This window comes from Sporomusa sphaeroides DSM 2875 (genome assembly GCF_001941975.2).
Taxonomy (GTDB): Bacteria; Bacillota; Negativicutes; order Sporomusales; family Sporomusaceae; genus Sporomusa; species Sporomusa sphaeroides.
The window spans coordinates 747,450-768,170 of the sequence record NZ_CP146991.1 but is presented as its reverse complement, the minus strand read 5'-3'; the positions used below and the strand labels follow the sequence as shown (position 1 = coordinate 768,170).

15 protein-coding genes and 5 riboswitches are annotated in these 20,721 nt (G+C 47.9%); of the genes, 2 read left to right on the top strand and 13 right to left on the bottom strand.

All coding sequences use genetic code 11. From position 1 onward, the window contains the following. Positions 1-12 precede the first annotated feature (12 nt). The 5 genes from SPSPH_RS03440 to SPSPH_RS03420 form a co-directional block, all read right to left on the bottom strand. Positions 13-1,251 carry a 2-hydroxyacyl-CoA dehydratase subunit D gene (locus SPSPH_RS03440; RefSeq protein ID WP_075753273.1) on the bottom strand — a complete coding sequence of 413 codons (1,239 nt, stop codon included), beginning with the start codon at positions 1,249-1,251 and terminating at the stop codon, positions 13-15. Then, the gene (locus tag SPSPH_RS03435) at positions 1,244-2,191 is read right to left on the bottom strand and encodes a 4Fe-4S binding protein (RefSeq protein WP_075753271.1); all 948 of its coding nucleotides are present in this window, start codon (positions 2,189-2,191) and stop codon (positions 1,244-1,246) included. Before SPSPH_RS03435 ends, SPSPH_RS03440 begins: the two co-directional genes overlap by 8 nt. Then, complete coding sequence (locus SPSPH_RS03430; RefSeq protein ID WP_075753269.1) at positions 2,181-3,080, bottom strand: hypothetical protein; 900 nt, start codon at positions 3,078-3,080, stop codon at positions 2,181-2,183. The genes SPSPH_RS03435 and SPSPH_RS03430 overlap by 11 nt, the downstream gene beginning before the upstream one ends. Before the next feature lie 67 nt (positions 3,081-3,147). Further along, complete coding sequence (locus tag SPSPH_RS03425; protein ID WP_075753267.1) at positions 3,148-4,095, bottom strand: hypothetical protein; 948 nt, start codon at positions 4,093-4,095, stop codon at positions 3,148-3,150. A 118-nt stretch (positions 4,096-4,213) separates the two neighbouring features. Continuing rightward, positions 4,214-6,190, bottom strand: coding sequence for a TonB-dependent receptor plug domain-containing protein (locus SPSPH_RS03420; RefSeq protein WP_083945372.1), 1,977 nt, complete (start codon positions 6,188-6,190; stop codon positions 4,214-4,216). Positions 6,191-6,358: 168 nt separating this feature from the next. Here SPSPH_RS03420 and SPSPH_RS03415 point away from each other — a divergent pair, with 168 nt between their 5' ends. Next, positions 6,359-6,499, top strand: coding sequence for a hypothetical protein (locus tag SPSPH_RS03415; protein ID WP_158027041.1), 141 nt, complete (start codon positions 6,359-6,361; stop codon positions 6,497-6,499). Positions 6,500-6,540: 41 nt separating this feature from the next. Beyond that, positions 6,541-6,725: riboswitch (cobalamin riboswitch) on the bottom strand. 196 nt (positions 6,726-6,921) lie between these two features. Here the strand turns inward: SPSPH_RS03415 and SPSPH_RS03410 are convergent. Then, entirely contained in the window at positions 6,922-8,970 is a 2,049-nt protein-coding gene (locus SPSPH_RS03410; RefSeq protein ID WP_109298147.1) for a TonB-dependent receptor plug domain-containing protein, read from the bottom strand. Between the two features lie 117 nt (positions 8,971-9,087). Then, positions 9,088-9,268, bottom strand: a riboswitch (cobalamin riboswitch). 341 nt (positions 9,269-9,609) lie between these two features. On the opposite strand from SPSPH_RS03410, the gene SPSPH_RS03405 reads away from it, so the two are divergent. Then, a complete protein-coding gene (locus SPSPH_RS03405) occupies positions 9,610-10,449 on the top strand; it encodes a MerR family transcriptional regulator (RefSeq protein ID WP_075753265.1) in 840 nt (279 codons plus the stop codon). A 163-nt stretch (positions 10,450-10,612) separates the two neighbouring features. Here the strand turns inward: SPSPH_RS03405 and SPSPH_RS03400 are convergent, their stop codons facing one another. The 7 genes from SPSPH_RS03400 to SPSPH_RS03370 all read right to left on the bottom strand — a co-directional run bounded on the left by SPSPH_RS03400 (position 10,613) and on the right by SPSPH_RS03370 (position 19,951). Next, positions 10,613-10,945 (bottom strand): hypothetical protein, encoded by a 333-nt coding sequence (locus SPSPH_RS03400; RefSeq protein WP_075753263.1) that lies wholly within the window; start codon positions 10,943-10,945, stop codon positions 10,613-10,615. Positions 10,946-11,122: 177 nt separating this feature from the next. Continuing rightward, positions 11,123-11,626 carry an ECF transporter S component gene (locus SPSPH_RS03395; protein ID WP_075753260.1) on the bottom strand — a complete coding sequence of 168 codons (504 nt, stop codon included), beginning with the start codon at positions 11,624-11,626 and terminating at the stop codon, positions 11,123-11,125. 26 nt (positions 11,627-11,652) lie between these two features. Continuing rightward, positions 11,653-13,611, bottom strand: coding sequence for a TonB-dependent receptor plug domain-containing protein (locus tag SPSPH_RS03390; protein WP_233138641.1), 1,959 nt, complete (start codon positions 13,609-13,611; stop codon positions 11,653-11,655). Positions 13,612-13,651: 40 nt separating this feature from the next. Further along, positions 13,652-14,662 carry a methyltransferase gene (locus SPSPH_RS03385; RefSeq protein ID WP_075753256.1) on the bottom strand — a complete coding sequence of 337 codons (1,011 nt, stop codon included), beginning with the start codon at positions 14,660-14,662 and terminating at the stop codon, positions 13,652-13,654. Between the two features lie 135 nt (positions 14,663-14,797). Further along, positions 14,798-14,979, bottom strand: a riboswitch (cobalamin riboswitch). A 105-nt stretch (positions 14,980-15,084) separates the two neighbouring features. Beyond that, positions 15,085-15,534: a MarR family winged helix-turn-helix transcriptional regulator gene (locus tag SPSPH_RS03380; protein ID WP_075753254.1), complete on the bottom strand. Its 450-nt coding sequence runs from the start codon at positions 15,532-15,534 to the stop codon at positions 15,085-15,087. A gap of 341 nt (positions 15,535-15,875) precedes the next feature. Next, a complete protein-coding gene (locus SPSPH_RS03375) occupies positions 15,876-17,237 on the bottom strand; it encodes a hypothetical protein (RefSeq protein WP_233138639.1) in 1,362 nt (453 codons plus the stop codon). A gap of 146 nt (positions 17,238-17,383) precedes the next feature. Continuing rightward, positions 17,384-19,951 (bottom strand): TonB-dependent receptor, encoded by a 2,568-nt coding sequence (locus SPSPH_RS03370; RefSeq protein WP_083945508.1) that lies wholly within the window; start codon positions 19,949-19,951, stop codon positions 17,384-17,386. A gap of 204 nt (positions 19,952-20,155) precedes the next feature. Continuing rightward, a riboswitch (cobalamin riboswitch) is annotated at positions 20,156-20,334 on the bottom strand. A gap of 187 nt (positions 20,335-20,521) precedes the next feature. Continuing rightward, positions 20,522-20,705: riboswitch (cobalamin riboswitch) on the bottom strand. Positions 20,706-20,721: the final 16 nt, after the last annotated feature.

The following is a 20,721-nucleotide window of genomic DNA, read 5'->3' as shown; positions in this document are numbered from 1 at the left end:
GCTCACCTTTTTCTATAGAGTTTGTTTAAAAGCTTCCAAGCGGGTCAATATGTTCTGGCTGTCTTCTTTTACATAATCGGTTTCAATTTTGAGAAACTTTCGTCCACTGTTCTTCACTTTTTCTTCGATGGAGAAACTCTCAATATCATAGGGATGGCAGCCTTTCAACACATGAAAGACAATCCCTCTTGTCTGGCAGTCACCAGTTGTCTTTAAAATATTATTGACGCGCCGGTCGTTATCCGCAAAGGTTGGACAGATACAGCCCTGATGGTACCTTTCGGCCAACGCTCTTAACAGGCCGTGTTCCGACGGGTCGTCGTATACCGTCGCGCCGGGAAGTATTCTCTCGGAAGAACAGAGGTCGTCAGCGCAGACGGTCATCCCTGCCTGCTCAATAAGCTGCAGCAGCTTCAGATTCGGAAAGATCACCGGGGAGCCGGCGAGAAATACCCTGTAAGGATTCGGCCGCGGTACTTCCGCCTGGAACCGTTTTACTGCAAGCGCCAGATGCTTTGCCCAGCGTCCCAGGTCATCCAGCATAAACGTATTGGCAATACAGAAAAACCAGATTCCGGGAAAAATATTGCTTCTTTTTAGGTCAATCAACTCTTGAAACAGCTTCCAGACATTCATAAAAGCATTCATCGAATGCAGGAGGTCTTGCCGTTTTAATTTAGCTCCTGTTTTTTCTTCCAAAAACTGTTTTAAGGCATAGATTTCCTCAAGCCAGCGCTTTTGACCCTTTTCGTTCTGCTTGACATGAGGAAGCTCCAGATAATGCAGGTGCCCGATTTTTTCCTTGGCGATCTCCGGCATTTTCACAACCCAGTCACAGGTTGTCGGGACAATTGTGGCGTCATAACCGGCCGCTGAACCGGCAAAGTCCGTACTGCCAATATACGATTTGAGCATGGGGCACATCAGCACCGGCAGATAGGCTGCAGCAAGCCGCTGCGCCGTATAGGAGCCGCTGCACAGTTTCACCGGATGAACCCCGAAAGCGTGGAACAGCTCCCATGGTGCCTGGATACAAAACAGACCAATGAGAGGCCGCCCAACCTTTTCCCTGAGCTGGGAAGGCTGTAGCGGCCGCGCCAATAAATCCAGGAAATAGTCGAACTCGGCGACATAGTCGGCTCTTGCTTTTAATGCGGCAATTTCCTGATCGTATTCTTCACAGGTTTTTTCATATGCCTTGGCCCGCTGCCTCAGACGCCGCTCTTCCTCTTTAGATACCATGTTATCCATTTGCAGATTTCCCCTGTTGATAATTTTTTGCAACATACCTGCGTGACGATGAAAATATATTGTAATTGAAGAATTTTACAGTTAACGCACTATCTTCCGGACAAGATTCGATGCAGCGCAGGCAAAGCATACAGTCTTCACTCATTACGTTTTTTTCCCTCTTTTCCAGATGTACGTCCCGGATATCCACCGGACACATTCTTTGGCAGTTGCCGCAGCCTAAGCAGGTATGACCTTTTTTCTCAAAGCGGATAAAGCTGATTTTTTTCGACATTTGAATCAAAGGAAGCATCGGACAGAACAGGCAGAAAAACCGGTCTTTGAAAAAACTGCCGACCAGGGTGACGGCGGCAATAGTGAGGGATAAAACCGAGAAAGTCAGCGTAATCGTGTTCGTATAATCCAATGCAAGATTGCGGGTTTCCCCGACAAACAGCGGCATAATCGGCTTAGCCGGGCAAATTTGACAGAACAGCAGATAAAAATCCCGGTGCAAGCCCGCAAAAGTAATTAAAAGCGGTGTAGTGATCAGCAGGGCCAGCAATACATATTTAACCGGCTTCAAACGCTCCCGGGTTTTCCAGGAAAACTCCGTTTCCCGGATTCTCAGCCTTTTTCTCAGTTGGGCCAGCCAGTCCTGCAGGGTACCGAACGGACAGACCCAGCCGCACCAAAGTTTTGACAGCAGGATGGCCAACAGAACAAAGAGGAGAAAATACAGGACTACCTTAAAGCTCTTATAGGAAAGCAGCCCGGAAAATAAAAACGCCAGGCTCCATTGCCCCTGCAAGGCCATAAGATAACAATGCCCGGCGCAGCCAGAAACATAAGGACAGGAAAAGCAGGGAACAGAGTAGCCAAGGTTTACTCCGGCCCGGCCGCCATAGGTCCAGAAAACAAACATCAAAGTCTGGATTAGTGAACGTAAATTATCCACCATGATACCGGAAGCTCCTTCTGCGGAATAATACAATGGCGATACTGACTGTCACGGCTAAAAAGAAGAGAAGTAAACCCTGAGGAAGGTTGTTGTGAGCGGAGTATGAACGGCGCAGCAAAAGATTCATTGAGGTTTTGTACACTTCATTGCCGGCAGTTTCCTCGGCATAAACGATGAGCTCCTTATACTCGTTGTAACCGCCGTTATCCAGGCGTTCATCGTGGGCCGGGGTAAAGGAAAATATACCGGCGGCATCCGGCAGAAGATCTGCCGAAGTCTTATTGCGTACATCATTGATTTGCACTGCCCGAACCCCAGGCCCGGACGGCTGAACCGGCTTATACAAAAATCGGAGCGTTTGACCTGTCATCAGTGACCTGTATGGATTACCAGATCGGTCCAGCTCAATAGCGGGATTTCTTTTTTCACTTTCCAGCAGCACCGGCGTTTGTTGTCCGCGCTTGTCCAGCCCATCCGCATACAGGGGAAAGATCGTCTGGGCCGTAAAATGTTCTCCCTGGCGGCTGCCGGTGACAAACACCTGATAAAGAAATCGGGAAGAGCTGTTGATTCTCAGGAAATAGCGGCCATCTCTTTGCTCGACGGGAATCCGGTAATACTGTTTTTCATCTTTTTGCCGTCCGTCACGGTAAAAAGCGGTCAGATCGGCAAGTTCAGCAAGCTTCAGGGAGGCGCTGCTGCTGTTTATATAGATAAGCTGGGTTATCGAACCGTCCGTCTCCTCCTGTTTCGTACCATACTCCAGCCAGAGAAAAGTTCTATCTTCCAGACTGCCGCCTGCCGCAGCGGCGTGGAAAAACAGCAGGATGGCCAAAGCAATACATGCCGGTATAGCCCGTAGTATGAAATATATTGGGGTATTATACAAAGCTTAATCCTCCCTCCCCGCCCCAAAACGCCTGAAACATCTTTTTTCACAGATAAATGATATAACTTTACCGGTCACCTCTGGCCAAGTCCCGCAGCGTCATACGTCTCAGCTGTATGAAAAATTTGTTGGCAGCGTCAACATTTCGCAAATAATCCACAGCAACCGATAACCAGCATATGCGGTGATACAGCTTATAAAATAACAGTTTATGCCGGTCATAACTCTTCGGTTTGCTTATCCTCAAATAGTCATACATCATATCAAGGAGAGCATATTCAAATTCAATATCGAAAAATTTAATACCTTCGATATCAATAAAACCAATTGTGCCGTCTGCCAGCAGCCAGGCATGCGCCGGTGTTGCTTCGCCATGGATGAGCGCATAGCTGAACGGCTTGGCCTGACAGGCAAAAAAAACCATGAAATGGTTCAACTGCTGCAAAACCAGATTCTTAAGCCGGTTAGCGTCACCGTCCAGACTGCAGGCAATTTCCAGTTCCTCCACAGCATGCTCATAGCACAGCAGTTGACAGGTTTTTGAATATGGGGCAGTTAATAGCGGCGGTCCATAGTAATCCCGGCGGCAGGCGTAGAACTTATTTAGCTCGACAGCCAGCCGGGCGGTAATGTCTTTCACATTACCGTACTGCAGATATTCCTGCAGACTAACACCGTCAAAACATTCCACATACGCATAATCGAAGTTCCCATCTCCGGAAAAATGTCCTGTTTTTATTATCTTGGGAACCCGGATGCCCGCATCGCTCAACAACTGGGTGTTGTAGCAAAAATATTCAAAGCCTTCCGCATGCAAGTAATGCAAGCCTTCGGTGCGGGCTTCCGTTAATCCTAAAAAAGGCTTTTGCCAGATATAGAGGATCGTTTTATGTCCATCCTCCCCGGTCACTGCGTACACCTTTTTCGAAATGCCGCTACTAATACCTGTCAGGGCAAACCGGCTCAGATTCAAATCAGCCTGAATGATTGGATGCGGCAGTTCACACAGATTCATAATTACCTAACCCCCTGTTTTATGAGAGATACGGAAATAGTTGCCGTATCTCTCTCAGAAACAACGCCGGCCGGAACAGATTTCCCGGCTCAGGCTCATCCCCTGAATACTTTACAACTTAGAAATTATGGGTATAAGTCAGGCGGTAATTTAAAGGAGTCGACCAATATTCCGTATTACTGACGGGATTATCCTTGTCTAATAAGTTGTAGCCGCTTAACGTGATAACATCGCTATCCGTCGCTTTATAGCGGACGGTGGCATTCAAATCAATCCGGTTCCCAAGGCGGTGATCGTAATTCGGAGAGGAGGCTGTAGACCCGTTCATAGTATAGTAGGCAGGCTCTCTTTTCCCTGCATAAAAAAAGTTAAGGTTGGTCAACAGCTTTTTCTCCGTATAGGTAACGCCGGTGGACAACTGCAGCTTGGCCGCATCCTGGGCCCAGTCACCAGTGCCGGTTTTTGATTCCGGGTCGGAGAAAGAAGCGCCCAGATTGTATTGCCAGCTTTCGTTTAGTTTTTTGCTGTATTCCATTTCAATCCCTTTGTTGCGAAATTTGTCCCGGTTTATCTGAACGCTCAGATTTTTGTCCCCGCCGGGAATGACTGTGTTCTCTTTCACCCAAGCAAACTTGTTGTCGATGTTCATGGCAAACAGCGCGACCTTAAACGCTTCGTTGCCGTTAATACGCTTCAAGCCGGTTTCATAGGTCCAGCCTTCCTGCGGCTTTAACTTAATTGCCGTTGATACATTTTTGGTAAAGGGCGAGCTTGTGGCCGGCATCTCGAAGGATTTGCCGATATTGGTGTACCAGGAAGTATTGTCATTGATTTTGTATAAGGTCTGCAGCTGCGGCAGCATAATATTTTGCGAGGCGTCATATTCATTCGCTTTTACAATGTGCTCGCGCAAACCGAGGGTTACGGTGAATTTGTCGGTCATCTCGCGGCTGTAAGATCCGTATAGCGCATAACTGTCTCTGTCAAAATTTGCAGAAGAATAGTTTTTGCCGTTATGTTCCCGCTGCAGCGTCAGGCCGGCTATCAGCGAATCCTTGCCGTCCCGCAGCCACCAGGTTTTCTGATTGTCAAAATTGATGCTGTACATATCATAGTCTGTGGTCGCAGCGCCGCCGCCCTTAAGGTTAGTGGAATTATAGGCCAGGACAGACTTAAAGGCCGCCTCCTTATTGTCATACACTAAGTTAACATTGCTTCTTTTATCATAGTAAATAGATTTGCTGAGACTGTATGGCTTGGTAGCGGTCTTGCCGCTCCATCTGTTGTAAGTGCTCTCCGCATTGGAATAAGAGTAGTTGAGTGACAGCTTATCGTTCAAGTTGAGGTTCAAAAACATGGACTCGTTATTCCCTTTACCGAGGCTAATCTTGTCCGTCTTCGCGCCTGTCGTGCTATCTTTAGTAAATATGCGATTCTGTTCGTCCACTTCCGCCGAGAATTCTTTCTTGTAAAAAAACATAAAATCTTTGCCGTTTACCAACAGCGAATTACCCTTGTAATAATTTCCATAGGTGCTGCTAATCGAACCGGAGTTGTCGCCTGTCGCTTTTTTAGTAATGATATTGACTACGCCGCCCATGGCTTCCGCACCGTACAGAACGGCGTTAGAGCCCTTGACAATCTCAATCCGCTCTACGGCTTCCACGGGAATAACCCTCATGGTATTGTAGTTCATTAAGTTCACCGGCGCCCCGTTCACCAATACCAGCGTCCCTTTGTCCAGACCGCGAACTATCACCCGCGACATCATCGCGCCGTATTCCCCGCCGCCGGTGCCATAGGAAAAACTGTTAACGCCAATGGTATGATCCAGGGCGTCAAACACGTTAATAGCCCCGGTATCCTTCAACTCCTGGGCCGTGATAACTATCGTAGAGGCCGGAGTGTCCAGTTCTTTTGTTTCCATCCGTTGCGCCGTTACTACAATTTTGTCAAAAGAGAAGTCCTCATCTTTGCTATTTTCCGCACTAACATTAGTCGCCGCATTTAGCAGCAACACCATGGCCAGCAATTGAGTAAGTTGTTTCTTATTGTGTATCATCTGTTCGCATACTCCCCTCATAATCTGATCCATAACGCTGACTCCATTAGTACCGCAAAAACTCTCAATGCTTATCCATGAAATCCCCCCCGCGTATCGTTTTTATAAGTCGGAACTATTCACTGTACCGGCTGTATAACCAGGCGCTCCAGAAAAAAAGCGCGGGTCATAATTGACCCGCTAATCAAAGGAGTGAAAAAGATGGCTTATAAGAAACTCCCGGCTGCTATGGCAGGCAGCCGGGAGGATTTCTACAGCGTGAAACCAACTAAAAACTCCTGGTCTATGCCAGGAGTAAATTCAGCAAAGCAACATCACTTACTTGGAATACATTCCAAATAAGCAAGCGCACTGTAATCTCCTCCCCATCACTCGTGGGTAAAACGGCGATCTTCAGACAGGCAGTTCTCCTGGCTCTGGATCATAGCTCGCCCAAACCTTCCCAAGACTCTCGTCCCAGTGGTATATCTTCGGGTTTGCTCCCCATTACAGTGGCGGGACCGCGCCGGTATTGCACCGGACTTCCCTATTAAGCCCTCTACAGGGCACCTGACTTAACTATATTCAATTCTATTGAAACTAATTATAATCTATCACCCTTTGTCAAGGATTGTCAAGTAAATTCTGCCGATTCCGCCTGCCATCACCATATAAGGGATGAAGTTAAATGCTAAGGCAGCCAACCTGGGAGTTTTCCCGTCAGGTTGGTTCGATTATATCCGCATAGCAAATAGCCGACATATGCCGGCTATTTGCTTTTAAATTTAATATTTATGTTTAAAAGTTAGTAAGAAATTTAATGGGGTTGCATAATAATTCGTTCCCGTGTGGTTTACAATATCGTTTCTATCCAACAGATTGTCTACAGTCAAAGAAGCTTCATTGTTTTCATCCATTTTGTAAGTGGTGCTCAAGCTAGTCAGTAAATATGGCTTCATTTTTTGAGAATGCGCAGTAGCTGTTGCGGCAACACGTTCTGTTAAATAAGTTCCATTCAAGCTTGTACTCCATTTATCCTTTTGATAAGTTACTCCTCCTGTCAATTGCAGACGTCCATATTGTCTGTCCCAGTATTTTTTCACTCTCGGATCATTGCCTTTAGCTTTTGTTTGAGGATTGCCATAATTAATCCCCCAGCTATATGACCAGCTATTTTCCCCGCTTATATCACAGGTTAACTCAACGCCGGTGTTCTTAAAATCTTCATTCGTATATTTTGATATTCCTGTTGTCGAGTCCCAGGTCGCAGTAATATTATCGGTAATATCAATATGATACACCGCCGCCTTCCACCTATGACCACCATCTATCTTCTTCCAGCCGAGCTCATAATTAACACCGGTTTGCGGCTTTAATTCCGGTGCCGGCAACAGATTGTAGGCGCTGCCGTATATTTGCTTAAAGGTAGGCAAAATAAACGACTGGCCAATACTGGCGTATATATTATCCTTTTCACCTAATTTGTGAATAAATTGTCCGGATGTGCTGAAATTGTTGTAATTTGCATCTTGGGCAGCACCGGCAGTCCAGGTTTCACGGGCACTTAAGATGAAAGAGTTCGCATCACTGAGTTTTTGTTCCCATTGTCCGTAAATACCATAAACCTTTCTTTCCTGCTCTGTTTTAGTCCCAACGATGTGTTTAATCTGATTAAAATATTCATTTTTATATGTAAATCCAAAAATAGTATTGACCCTGTCATTTATCTGCCAATGTTTCTGGGCGTCAATCCCGTAAGTTCTATCCTTTTGATCGACTTTATCAGGCGCGGGACTCAGTTTTCCAGAACTATTATAATTAGCAAACCCTCTTGAAGTAGGCTTATTGTGATTATAATACAAACTGGCTTTTAGATTTTCATCACTATATCTAAGCTGTGCTATATTATACTTGTTTGTATAGGTTTTATCATTTTGTAAATCGCCTGCTTGCGCATCCAATAATTTCTTCCAGTTATCGCCAAACCAGGTCTGATATCCATTTTCATTGTCCATATAGTTATACGAAAGCGATAACTTATCATTAAAATTATATTCTACTGATACACTGTCTTTATCAGAACCCCTAAAGGTAGTCGTTCTGTCCCCTGCAGCACTGTTAGTAATTTGAATTTTATCCAAACTGCCCCATCTTGTCTTACTGTAGCTCAGATTCAATTTTCCCATATTAAAGGTTGCATTGTGATTTTGCTGGCCATAATTGCCAAAACCTGTCGATATCGTATTATCAAATTGCTTTTTCATAATAATATTGATAACGCCGCCCATGGCTTCACTGCCATATAAAACCGCGCCACCACCTTTTACAATTTCCACCCGTTCAACATTTTCCACCGGAATGGAATCCAGATAGTAGCTGCCGGACATATTAATCGGGACTCCATTTACTAAGACCAATGTGCCATTACTTACGCCGCGGATAATAATTGGATTGGACATAGTAGAATAAGGATTTCCGTTAGGTCCATAAGTACTGTAGGAAAAACCGGAAATTTTTTGCAAAGCCATTTGTATATTCTCAGCACCGGTATTTTTTAAATCTTGATTCGTCAAAATGGTAGTAGAAGCCGGAACCTCAACATCAGGTTTTTCAGAACGGGTAGCCGTTACAATTATCGAATCAAGGGTAAAATCCTCCACTGCACCGGCAGCCAAAGCTGCCGGCCCTCCCCCACAGCATAAGCCGGTAATGATGGCCGTGACTAACATACGCTTTTTCAGAACGCTTTTCTTTTTCATCCTCATTCTTCCTTTCATAATAAAATAAAAAACTCCCGGCCATGACAGCCGGGAGGATTCTACAGCAACAGCCAAATAAAAACTCCTGGTCTAGAACCAGGAGCAAATTCAGCAAAACAACAAAACTCACCTGGAATATATTCCAAATAAGCTAGTGTAACTGTAATCTCCTCCCCATCACTCGTGGGTAAAACGGCGATCTTTAGACAGGCAGTTCTCCTGGCTCTGGATCATAGCTCTCCCAAACCTTCCCAGGACTCTCATCCCAGTGGTATTTTGGTTTGCTCCCCATTACAGTGGCGGGACCGCGCCGGTCTTGCACCGGACTTCCCTATTAAGCCCTTTACAGGGCACCTGTCTAGCAATATTCAATTCACATCAGAGAAGAACACTTAACTCAATATACAACTTCACTTCACCATTTTAGCAAACATTATCAAAAATCGTCGTTTTTAGAAGATATATGTCAAAATTTACTCTGGATTATAAGGGTAAACTATATACCGGTCATATAGTCAAGTCTTTTTTCCCAGGCCTGACCACTTTTGTTATCCCGACATAAGAGGAGCTAGCTTTTATCCTAAATAAAAACTAACCTTTCTTGACACAAACCCAATTCATCATTAATAATGGGGATAAAAGAAGGTTTTAGGTTCAACCATTGTTTTATGCACCTGGATTCCTATATGTAATAAGCGTAGGAGAATACAACATATGACAATTAACAAAGAAAACTATATTACCGCCGGTGAATTGGCCTCTCTCTATGCTATTCCCAAGCAAACCTTGCTTTATTACGACAAACACGGACTATTAGTTCCAGCCTATGTCAGCGAAAACGGCTATCGCTATTACTCGGTTTCTCAATATCTCTTGCTGGAAATTATTCTAAATATGAGGAAATTAAATATTTCCATTCAGGGCATAAAGAATTATCTGCAAGATCGCAATGTTGATAATTTCGAACAGATATTACTGGCGAAAGAAAAAGAATGTGATAAAATTATAGAAGATACGCTAAACATTAAAAAGAGCTTACATTTGTCTTTACAAACAATAGAAAAAATACGCAAAACCCGGTTCAATCAAATTCAAGTAAACTTTCAAAAAGAAAAAATTCTATTTGTCAGTGAACCTTTAACCGAAACCATGTCTTTGCGGGAACGGTTCAGGCTTCTGTCCAAACATAATCAAACCGCCTTCTCCAAAAAACACTTCAAGGAATTTACTACCGGCTGGATCATAGATAAAGATGATTTTTTTGCAGAAAAATTTAATAAAACAATACAATATTTTACGCCTGTTTCTCATTCCATTCCTAAGAAGCACTGCTTTATCCGTCCGGAGGGATTATATCTCACCATACGCTTCCAAGGAACTTATTACCAACAAGTAGCTTCCGTATATAAGGAAATCCTCGATTTTGTGCAACGCAATGCCTTGCAGATTGTCAGTAATGTATATGTTTTCCCGCTGAAAAACCACTGGCTTACTACTGATACAAAAACATATATCAATCAAATCTCTTTTCAGGTGGAGTACACCACCTGCTAAAACAAAAGGCGGAATTGGGCTCAGTTTCTTTAACTAAGCTCAATTCCGCCTTTTCCATCATTTAGGGTATACTCAGGCATTTCATGCTCCTTGAACTGGATCATCATTGCCTAAACCTTCCCGGACTCATAGCTTTCATAGCCTGGCATAAGCTTACCACCAGTTAATCAACTTTGTGATGACATTTTCCTGCCGTATTTCCCGAGAGAATATTCCGGTAAATTTCATGAGCTTCTTCAGGATTTTTGCCATTTTCTAACGCCTTCCGGGCATGAATCACTGCGGTGCGGTATTTTTTGTGTGCCTCATCTTGAGAAATGTTTTCGATATTTTTAGAGTCGAAATTCATTACTTTGCGAAAAATCTCATGAATTTCTTCCGAATTTTTCCCGGCTTCTCGCGCCAGTTGAACATGCTTTAGTGCACTTTCATAACGATGCTTGGCATGCGGTTCATTAGGAATTTGATACTTAGGATGCTTTCTTTCCGTATTCATTATTTTCACCCCTTAAAATATAGCTTTTCTGTCTACTTTACTCTATATAGCGGTCATATAGTCAAGCTATTCTTTAAAAGTCGTTGTTTCACAACAAATACATAAACACAGTCTCCATATCTCACATGATATAGTTGAAGTGGGACAAGGGACCTGTCCCTTGTCCCACTAATTGTTTTATCTTACTTTACCGGCTGCTGGCAGGCGTTTATACAGCCAATGACACAGAACACCTCCGGCAAGACCGGTAACCAACTGCGGCCAGCTCATTGCAGTCTTGAGAAAAAAGGCCTGTCCGGCCGGCAGGGAAATAAAACTGAAAATCCAGGTGGCAGAAAAATATAAAGCAGCCATCCGCCCCACAGACGCCAGCAGTACTGCCAGCCACAAATGGTGTTTCCGGCCGGCTTCATATAGCAGAATATAAACAATATTAGTGACAGCCACCGGCAAAATAAAGACCGGCAGAGGCAAGGCCTGCTGAAAATAGGCGACAACCGGCGCCAGACAGGCGATAATGAATCCGGCTCTCAGCCCGGCGGTCTCGGCAGCTAGCAATAGGCAGGCATTAACCGCACTGCCGATGACAAACATGGATACAAAGGGCGGCACCGGCACCAGCAGCCGCAGCGACTGCAGCAGGATCATAAGCGCCAGCAGCAAAGACCCCCTGGCAATCATATGTCGCTCCTTTCCTCGCCAGCCGGTCACAGGGTAAACCTGACATTCATATGGACAAAGGTACCCGGCAGTGAAAGCTCCTCATCCTGATGATTGAAAAGGTTCTCCACCCCCACCGCTATCGTTTGGTTCTCGTTAATTTTTTTTGTAACATTCATATTCCAAACAGCAAACGATTTATTCACCCCGCTGCCCGAGCTTTGCTGAAACAAATAATCCCGGTAAGCATCTACCCAGATGCTGGCACTTAAATCCGGCGCCGGCCGGTAGGAAAAACGGGAGGATACCTTGTGGCGCGCCCGGTTGAACAACCGGGTGCCGGTCAGATCATTGCCGGCGTCCAGATAAGTATAGTTTCCCGACCAGCTCAGCCTGTCAGTGAGCGGACAAGTGATTTCGCCTTCCAGCCCGCGCAGGCTGGCCCTGCCGATATTCTGATACTCAATATGGGCGGCGCTGACCCACGCCTCGTCAATCATATCCCTGACCTTGCTGGAAAAGAAGGTCAGCTTGCCGGTTGCCTGGCCCCAGTCCCGTTCAACAGCCAAATCGTAAAAAGTAGAGCTTTCCGGCTTCAGGTCGCTGTTACCGGCAAGCTTGACCAGCGCGCCGTTGCGGACTACATTTAAATCCAGAAACAATTGATTCGGGGAAGGGACACGGTAGCCTTTGCCGGTATTTGCTTTGACGCGCCAGCCAGGCTCCGGCCTGTAGGTTAAGCCCAGCTTGGGGCTCACCTTATCCGCGAACCGGTCGCTGCCGTCATAGCGGGCGGCTGTCGTCACAGACAGCTTGGGAGCCATATCCCACTCATCCTGCACATACAGCGCCGAATAATCGGTTTTTACCTCCGAGCCCTGATAGGTTTTGCCATGAAAGGTTTTGGTGAAAGTACCCCGGCCTGTCCGGATACCGGTCCCGCGGTACAGTTCCGGCCGGAACTCACCGCCGATAGTCAGGCGGTGGTCAGGCCCCGCCGTTTTACTGACCCTGGCCTCGATTCCCGATATCCGGTAATAGCCGTAAACCGAATTCACATACAGGCCGTTGCTGCGGTTGACGGTATCGTTGTACTTGTCCCAGATGGTCTGATAGGCATTGACAAACAACTCACCGCCTGTCAGTGTTTTTTTGTAGCTGACGCCGTAATATGTGCGGTTGTTGTCGTCCCGGACTGCTGTGGCCAAAGTCCCCACCATCGACAGCATCGAAGCATATTCCTCCTGTTTTTCCTCCATGTACGAGGCACTCAGGGAAATCAACTCCCCGTCACGGGGAAAATAATCCACCCGGCCGGAAATATTCCTGCGTTTGCCAAAGGGCAAAAAGGTAGTTCCGTCACTTTTAAGCGACTCAGCGGTATCTGTATAATTGCCGGCAAGAAAAACACTCAGCTTATTCTGCCGGCCTGAATCGTAGGAAAACGCATAGCGTCCCTGCCGGTCGCCCTTATCTGTCCACAATCCCTGATCCAGATCCAAATGCCAAGCTTTCTGCGTCGATGCTTTGGTTATGATGTTGACAACGCCCCCGAGGGCGTCGGCGCCATAGAGCGATGTAACCGGCCCTCTGACAATTTCAATTCGCTCCACATTATCCAGTGAAATCCGGTCCAGTTCATAATTGGCATCCGGCTCGGCCGGAATTCTCCTGCCGTCCATCAGGATCATAGAATAGCGGGAATCAAAGCCGCGAATGGACAACGCCGCCCGTCCATTCGCCCGCATAATGCCCACACCGGCTGCCGAACCGATGATATCCCGCAGCGTGCGGGCGTTTTGAGCCTTAATCTCTTCTTGGGTGATAACGGCAACATCAGCCGAAACCTCCCGCACCGCTACCGGTGTCTTAGTGGCCGTAACCACCATTTCCTCCAGGACAAAAGCCGGCGCTGCCCCGATCTCTTCGCCGGTGGCGGCAAAAGCCTGCGCCGCAATCAGCCACGTTGCCAGCAGTGCCGGAATAACCTTGCGTTCCTTAAACAATACAATCCCTCCAAACCTGTCTTGTGTCATTACCCGTCATTTAGGCAAAATGATACAGCTCGCCGACCAACCCGGAGATCACACCCGCCTGCGCTTGCTGGCTCATTTTTGTCAGACCGGCGGCAGCCAGCGCGGCGTCAATACTCTGCCGGCTCTGCAGCAGATTCAGCCCGTCCAGATGGCTTGACAGCCAATTGACAATCGACTCCTTGGGCGTAAGGAAATCCGCGCTGACCTGGTGGCTGACCAGATACAAATAACCATGAGGCTTTAGCGCCCGCGCAATCCGGGCGGCCATTCCCGGCAAATCGGCGCTGGCAAAATCCAGAACGCCGGAAGCAATAATCAGGTCATAGCCTGTCCCGATGTCATCTGTCGTAAAATCCCCGCGCCAAACCGCTAAGCGGTCCGCCAGCCCCCGCTCCTTGACAAACTGTTCCGGGATGTCGGCAACCAGGGGATGCTCAAAAATTACCCCCGATGCCTGCGGGAAATACGCGGCGCATTCTATCGCCATCATGCCGGAACCACCGCCCAGATCCAGCAGCCGCAAGGCGCTATCCGGCAAAAATACGCCCCGGATGGCCTGCAAAAACGATTGCACCCGTCCGGTATATATTTCTGTGGCCGATAACCGGGCCAGCTCCCGGAAATTATAAACCCTGCCGCCCTGATTATGCTGCTGAGTACCGGCGTCAGGCCCCATACGCACCTGCTCTGCCACCCGGTGCAGGCTGGTCATCTCATTCCAAAAAACCAGATATTCGCCCAGGTAAAAGGAACTGTTCCTGTTTAGAAACGCCTCGGCCACCGGGGTATTCTGAAAATACTCCCCGTTCTTTTTGAGCAGGTCGATTGCCGCCAGACTGTTTAAAAACAAAGCGAGATTGCGGGCATCATATCCGGTCTGCGCGGCGACCACACCGGCTTCCGCTTCTTCCTGCAAATACGAAAAGACGTCAAGTTCTATACCGGCAAATAACAACTGGGCCTCCTTGAACTGCTGCGTCATCCGGTAGAGCATCCCCGGATTCTGGCCTGGATTTTTCATACATATAACCTCCTTATAATATATAAAAATCTCCCGGCAAATTGCCGGGAGAAGATCTGCTGCAACCAGGCGGCATTGTTCCTTGGAACGGAAAGCCCCTGCTTGCTAATCTCCTCCCCATCGCTCGCGGGTCAAACGGTGATTGTAAAACAGGCAGTTCTCCTGGCTCCGGCTCATCATGCACCCAGACCTTCCCGGAATTTTCCTTCCAGTGGCATATCCTGGGTTTACTCCCCGTTACAGTGGCGGGACCGCGCCGGCTTTCAACCGGACTTCCCTATTAAGCCCCAAAGGGCACCTGTTCCTATTATGCAGTTAACGATTACGATATAGTTTAGCATCTAAACTATATCGGCAAAAAAAATCCATATTAGCGGCGACACTCCTGCCTAGCCCGACGTGCCAACCGCACTGAACCGAATTCACTTTTTTAGTACTTCACAAAACGTATCAATGCATTTTTCAAAAATGGCTATTTCCTGAGCCGTCAATTGGGCACTGAGCTTATCATAAAATTGCCGGTTTAACTGCTCATGCGCCAGATACGCCTGTCGGCCCTTTGCGGTCAGTGAAACCAGCGTCGCCCGGTTGTCGGTGGTGTGCGGCGTGCGCTGAACACAATCTTTAGCCTCCAGCCGGCTGATAAGCTGAGTCACCGCCCCCTTAGTAACGCCTAGGTGTGCCGCCAGTTCACTCATCAAAATCCGACCGTTAATCCCTATCGCATCAACGGTATGAATTTCGCTGGGCGTTAAACAGCCTGCGGCACCGAACTGGTGCGGGTGCCGCTCCAGACGCTTGAGCTGCATAATAAGCCGCCCGATACGAGCACTTCCCTGTTTGGGATCACAGCTTTCCGATGATGAGCACATATTTCCGACCTCCCGCAAATAGTTTAGCATATAAACTATTTATTGTAAAGATATACCAAGGAAATCCCTTAACTGCTAAGCGAAAAATCTATTAGCCGGCGTACAAAGCATTATCACAACAAGGCAATTAACTAAGATGACTGGAGTATCTACAAGTAGAATAGATAGATCAAGTGGGACAAGGAACCTGTCCCCTTGTCCCAGGAAAAATCCCCTTGTCTTGGGGCTCCGGGGCGAACGGATAGCCAAGACAAGGGGATTGTGGCAGTACTTTTTCGGTTAAAAGTCATAGCTAATTTAATTTGGAGTATAATGTAGATGATGAATTACATGTTTTGTGATTAGTTGAAGCTCAGGATTCTTTGGCCGTTTACGGTTTTCAGACCGGTCTTGGCTTCTTCAGCTGCTTTGCGGGCTTGTTGTGCCAGGACAGACTGGGAAGCGAAGGATTTAGCCACGCCGGAAGCGCTCTTGGCAGCAAAACCGGAGGGTTGATCCGGAGCAAGGATAATCGCGGAGTTCAGGTTACCGCCGGTGTAGCCCAGATCGCCAGGAGTGAAGGTTTTGGTAGATGTATCAGAGGTGCTGGCAGGCAGGCCGGGATAGATGTCGATCTGATTGCCTTTGACAAACCAGAAACGGTTGCTGTCAGCATAAATGCCCCAGAGATAGCCGCCCGAGTTTACGTTACTAACCTTAGTCCAGGCGGAAGGGGTGGCAAGGTTGGCGACACTGGTGCGGTACACGCCGCCGACCATATTGGTAAAATAGGTATCATAGTTGCCGAGGAAAACATAGGCAGTATTGGCGTCAACGATGGTAATATCACGGAAATCACCGGTCATGGAAGTAGTCTTGTTAACGGTAGTCTTAGTGAAGGTAGACAGGTCAATGATGTCCAGACGGGTGTCGGCGTTAGAGCTACCGGCGTTCTGCATGCCGCCCAGGGCGCAAACATAGAGCTTGTTGTTATAATGGTCGAGGGTGAAAGCGTTTTTGCCAACAGCGATGTGACCCATGTAATACAAATCGCCAGTTGAACTGTCAATGTATAATTTTACAACGATACTGTCGGAATACACCGAATAACCGCCGCTCGGATTTACGGTAAACAGCGCATACAAATAGTCACCAACCACAGTTAAACCTTCACCGTGAACCGAAGCTCCGGTCGGCAAAGAAATAGCTGACCAGTCAGTCGGGAACTGATAGCTTTTTATTTGCGTATAACCGCTACTCATATTGACAACCGAAATTTTTCCCAGATCATAGCCAGTAGCGTAGAGGAAATTACCCTTGGTGGCTGCCGCATGCAGGTTGCGCACAGCATCCCATTTCTTTTCGGCAAGTGAAGGCGTCCAGGAAGAAGCAAACGGATCAATGATTTTGTTATCGATCAAAGTTGCCGGAGAGTACACATTATACTGACGCAACACCAGCTGGCTCTCCGTACCCCGGAAGAAGTTGAACAGCGCCGGATCGCTGTTTAAGCCGGTGACCTTGGTGCTGGATGTAAAAGTGGTGGGGGCAGCGGTCCGGTCGCCATTGATGGCGCCGGCCAGACCTTGTGAATAGCTGGAATTAACCACCGTGTAGCCGAATAAGTTTTCCGTGGCGGCCAGCGCGGCTGAGCTGCCAAGCACGGACAGCGTCAGGGCTGCTACGACAGCCCGTTTGAGAAAACCAAATTTCATCTTCATCATTCATAACCTCACTTTTTTAAAAATTTTCCTATGTGAAAAATCCCGAGGTACCCAGCTTACTTTCCCGCCATCACTCCCTTCCTGCCAGATTGATCTTGCCTGCCTGAAATGCGGGCATCACCTCCTTTACTGCCACAGGCTGCTTTCTAATACTTGTACTGCAGCGTTACATAATAGGTACGGCCCTGCAAAGGATATTCGATGAGTTTGTCCTGCTTTTCCCCCGGTATATAGGTTATACTGGTAAATGTCTGCTCCGGCCCTTTGTTAAAGAGATCGTTGACACCGGCAATAATTTGGCAATCTTTATCAATTTTATACTTAGCTCCTAGGCCGACGGTGGTCAGGGAGCTTTGTACATGCTCCGGTTGCTGCTGCCAGCAATACATCTCGTCAATATATTTTAGTTCGCCGAAAATCGCCAGCCGGTTGTCGGGGCGGTAGGTCAGACGCATTGAGCCTTCCCATTCCGGAGCGTAGAGGTGCGGCATACCGAAATAAGTATCGCCGGTATGCGAATCAGGTTTATTAAATTTGTCATGTTGCTTGGTATGCAGATAGGTACCTGCCAGATTCATATCCCATTTGTCCCAGTGGAAATCGCCTTGCAGTTCTACACCATTGGCCCGTCCCTTGGTCGCATTGGTATAAGACCAGAAATTCAAACCGAAACGGTAAAGTTGAAGTATATTCTTCGAATCGCGGCCGAAATAGGTTAACTGCACCCTGGAGGAGTCGGCACCCAGCAGCTTGCCGTCCCAAATGGCCGACAAATCCCACTGGGTTCCCTCCTCGGGTACCGGAAATATACTTTGTCCAGGGTATCTGGCAGGATCATTAGGACGAGGTATAATACCAGCGCCATCGCCGGCAATCTCATACAGGTTGAGCAGCCGGTAGTAGGTGCCATAAGTAGAGCGCAGGGTCAGATGGTCATCCACCTGTTTTTTCACTGCCAACTGCCAGGTGACCTTATCACTGACCTGAGAATCCTCCGGTTTCATCCAGCTCAAATTAGATTGTCTGATCGCCTTGCCCATGACCTTAGAATAATTGTAGCGAATGCTGGGGGTTAGCCAGAAGTCGGCGGTCTGGTTAAGGGTAATGGTATCCTGCAATTGGAGATTAAACAGCGTATGCTCATAATATGTCCGAAACCGTTCACCATTGGTAATACCATCTTCAAAGTCCTTTTTGTCCATCCGGTTGCCGTCAATATCCATTTTCTCCTTAGACCAGTTAGCCAGGAACTCAAGCATATGGTTGTCACCAGCCTTATAGGTGCCGTCAATGGCCCCGCCAAACCGCCGGGAATCATAAGAACTCCATTTGCCAAGTGCCCTTTCCCCTCCGTTCTCCAGTGCATGATCCGGATTGCTGTAGCGCTTATCCTGATCAAGATAGTTGAACTGCCAGCCCCATTCCAGACTGCCGTCCATATCGCGCCGGCCTACCAGCAAATCCTTACTGGTCAGTTCCTGCCGCTTCCGCTCGAACAAGCCTGGCATATCAACACCTGAGTAACCAGATTCCGAGATATCCCCGGTAAGGTACATGGGTGTTGGTAGCCCCCGGTCAATTTTTTTCCAACTACCCTTGACCAGCCAGTGGTCGTCCTGCCATTTGATAATGGCGTCAGTATTTTTATAGTCGTTATTGCGGCGCCAGCGGGTGGCATTCTCAGAAAGCTCGTTCTTCTGTTTTATCGAAGCTGCGGTTGAATGAAGAAACGAGTTTTTAGAACCATTTAACGCTGCTTTCGCCGCGGCATTATATGCGTCTTCATTCCCCCCCCAACCAAAAGGAGGAGGTTTCATTATCGCATCCGCCTTACTAGTAAAGCCAAAAAATGGAGGAAATATTTTCCAATAATTGTCTGTATATGTGGTTTGAAGCGTATCATATACAGCAGGATTGTTAAATGCCGCAATGGCTTCCTCCGCCGTAGAAAAATCAATACCCGCTCTGTGTAAATCAGAGTTTAAGTTATTAATGTGATTTGCCAAATCCGCCTGTACCCCCGGCATAAATCTTGCATAGGCCGCATCCGATCCGGGATTCTTATACCGGAAATCCCCGTCGCTCTCATCGCGGTTGATGCCGATCATCAGGCTGCCCTTCCCCAGCGGCTGGGTGATCTCCAGGCCGGCGGTAGTGCCGCCCCAGGAGCTTTTGCCGATTTGGGCCGAGATATTAGCTTTGTCGGGCTTCTTGGTGACGATATTGATAACCCCGCCCATATAGGTGCCGCCAAACCGGGCCGGGATATAGCCGCGGTAGACCTCGATCCGCTCGACATTGCTGATGGGAATTGTCGAAATATCGACAGCCGCATCCCCGCCGAGGTTGGACAATACACCATCCACGAATACCCCCACCTGGGCCGCCGTACTGCCCCGAACGGTAACGGTGGTATACTGCCCTTTGCCGGACACATAACGGACATGGACGCCAGGCACATCTTTCAGCAGTTCGGGCAGTGTCTTCTGTTCGCCCTTGTAATCATCAGGCCGGATGATGGTCACCGTGCCTGGCGACAGCTTGGATTCCCAGTCAGGGCGTTTTGCTTCAACGGTGATGGCTTCCAGGGCATATTCCTGCGCCTGCCCGGGGTCTGCCGCCACAGTGTCCTGTGTTTCCTGTGACGGCTCGCCGCCGGCCTCGGCCGCATGAACGATGCCGCTGGAACCAGGGGTCGGAAGCCCCGGAGCCATGCCCAGGGCCAGCGTACAGCAGACGCCAAGCGCCAGGGCTTTTTTGCTTAATTTGCCTTGTTTCAACGAACACTCTCTCCTTTTTACCAATAGTGCTCTTGCCAAAATTTCCGGAAATATTGGCTTGTTTACAGTGTTGTTGTGTCCTCTGTCTCCTTTCTCTAGTGATTTTCCCTATCTTCTCCCTGTCGCTCGCAGGTCAAACGAAGACTTTCCGTACAGGCAGGTCTCCTGGCTCCAGTTCATCATCCGCCCAGCCTTCCCGAAAGTGTTTCCAGTGGCATGGTAAGGGCTGACTCCGTGTTACAGTGGCGGGACCGCGCCGGTTTTGCACCGGACTTCCCTATTAAGCCCCGCAGGGCACCTGTACTCATTTTTTGTGATGCTTCCTCGTACCAAATTCCATTTTTACAATAAAAAATGGATTTCTCATAAGGCCAACCGCTCCGGGTTCACAGAGTGTTGACTATATGAGAAATCCATTATCCACAGTGTTATTACAGCAAGCTGCCATAACCAGCCTATGAAACAGACTGCCCAGATAATCCCCTACCCATCGCTCGCAGGTCAACGGTGATTGTTGTACAGGCAGTTCTCCTGACTCTGGCTCATCGCTCGCCCAAACCTTCCCAGGACTCCTCGTCCCAGTGGCATATCCTTGGGTTCACTCCCCATTACAGTGGCGGGACCGCGCCGGCTTTGCACCGGACTTCCCTATTAAGCCCCGAAGGGCACCTGTACCGCTATATAGTTTTGTTGTTTAACCGCTT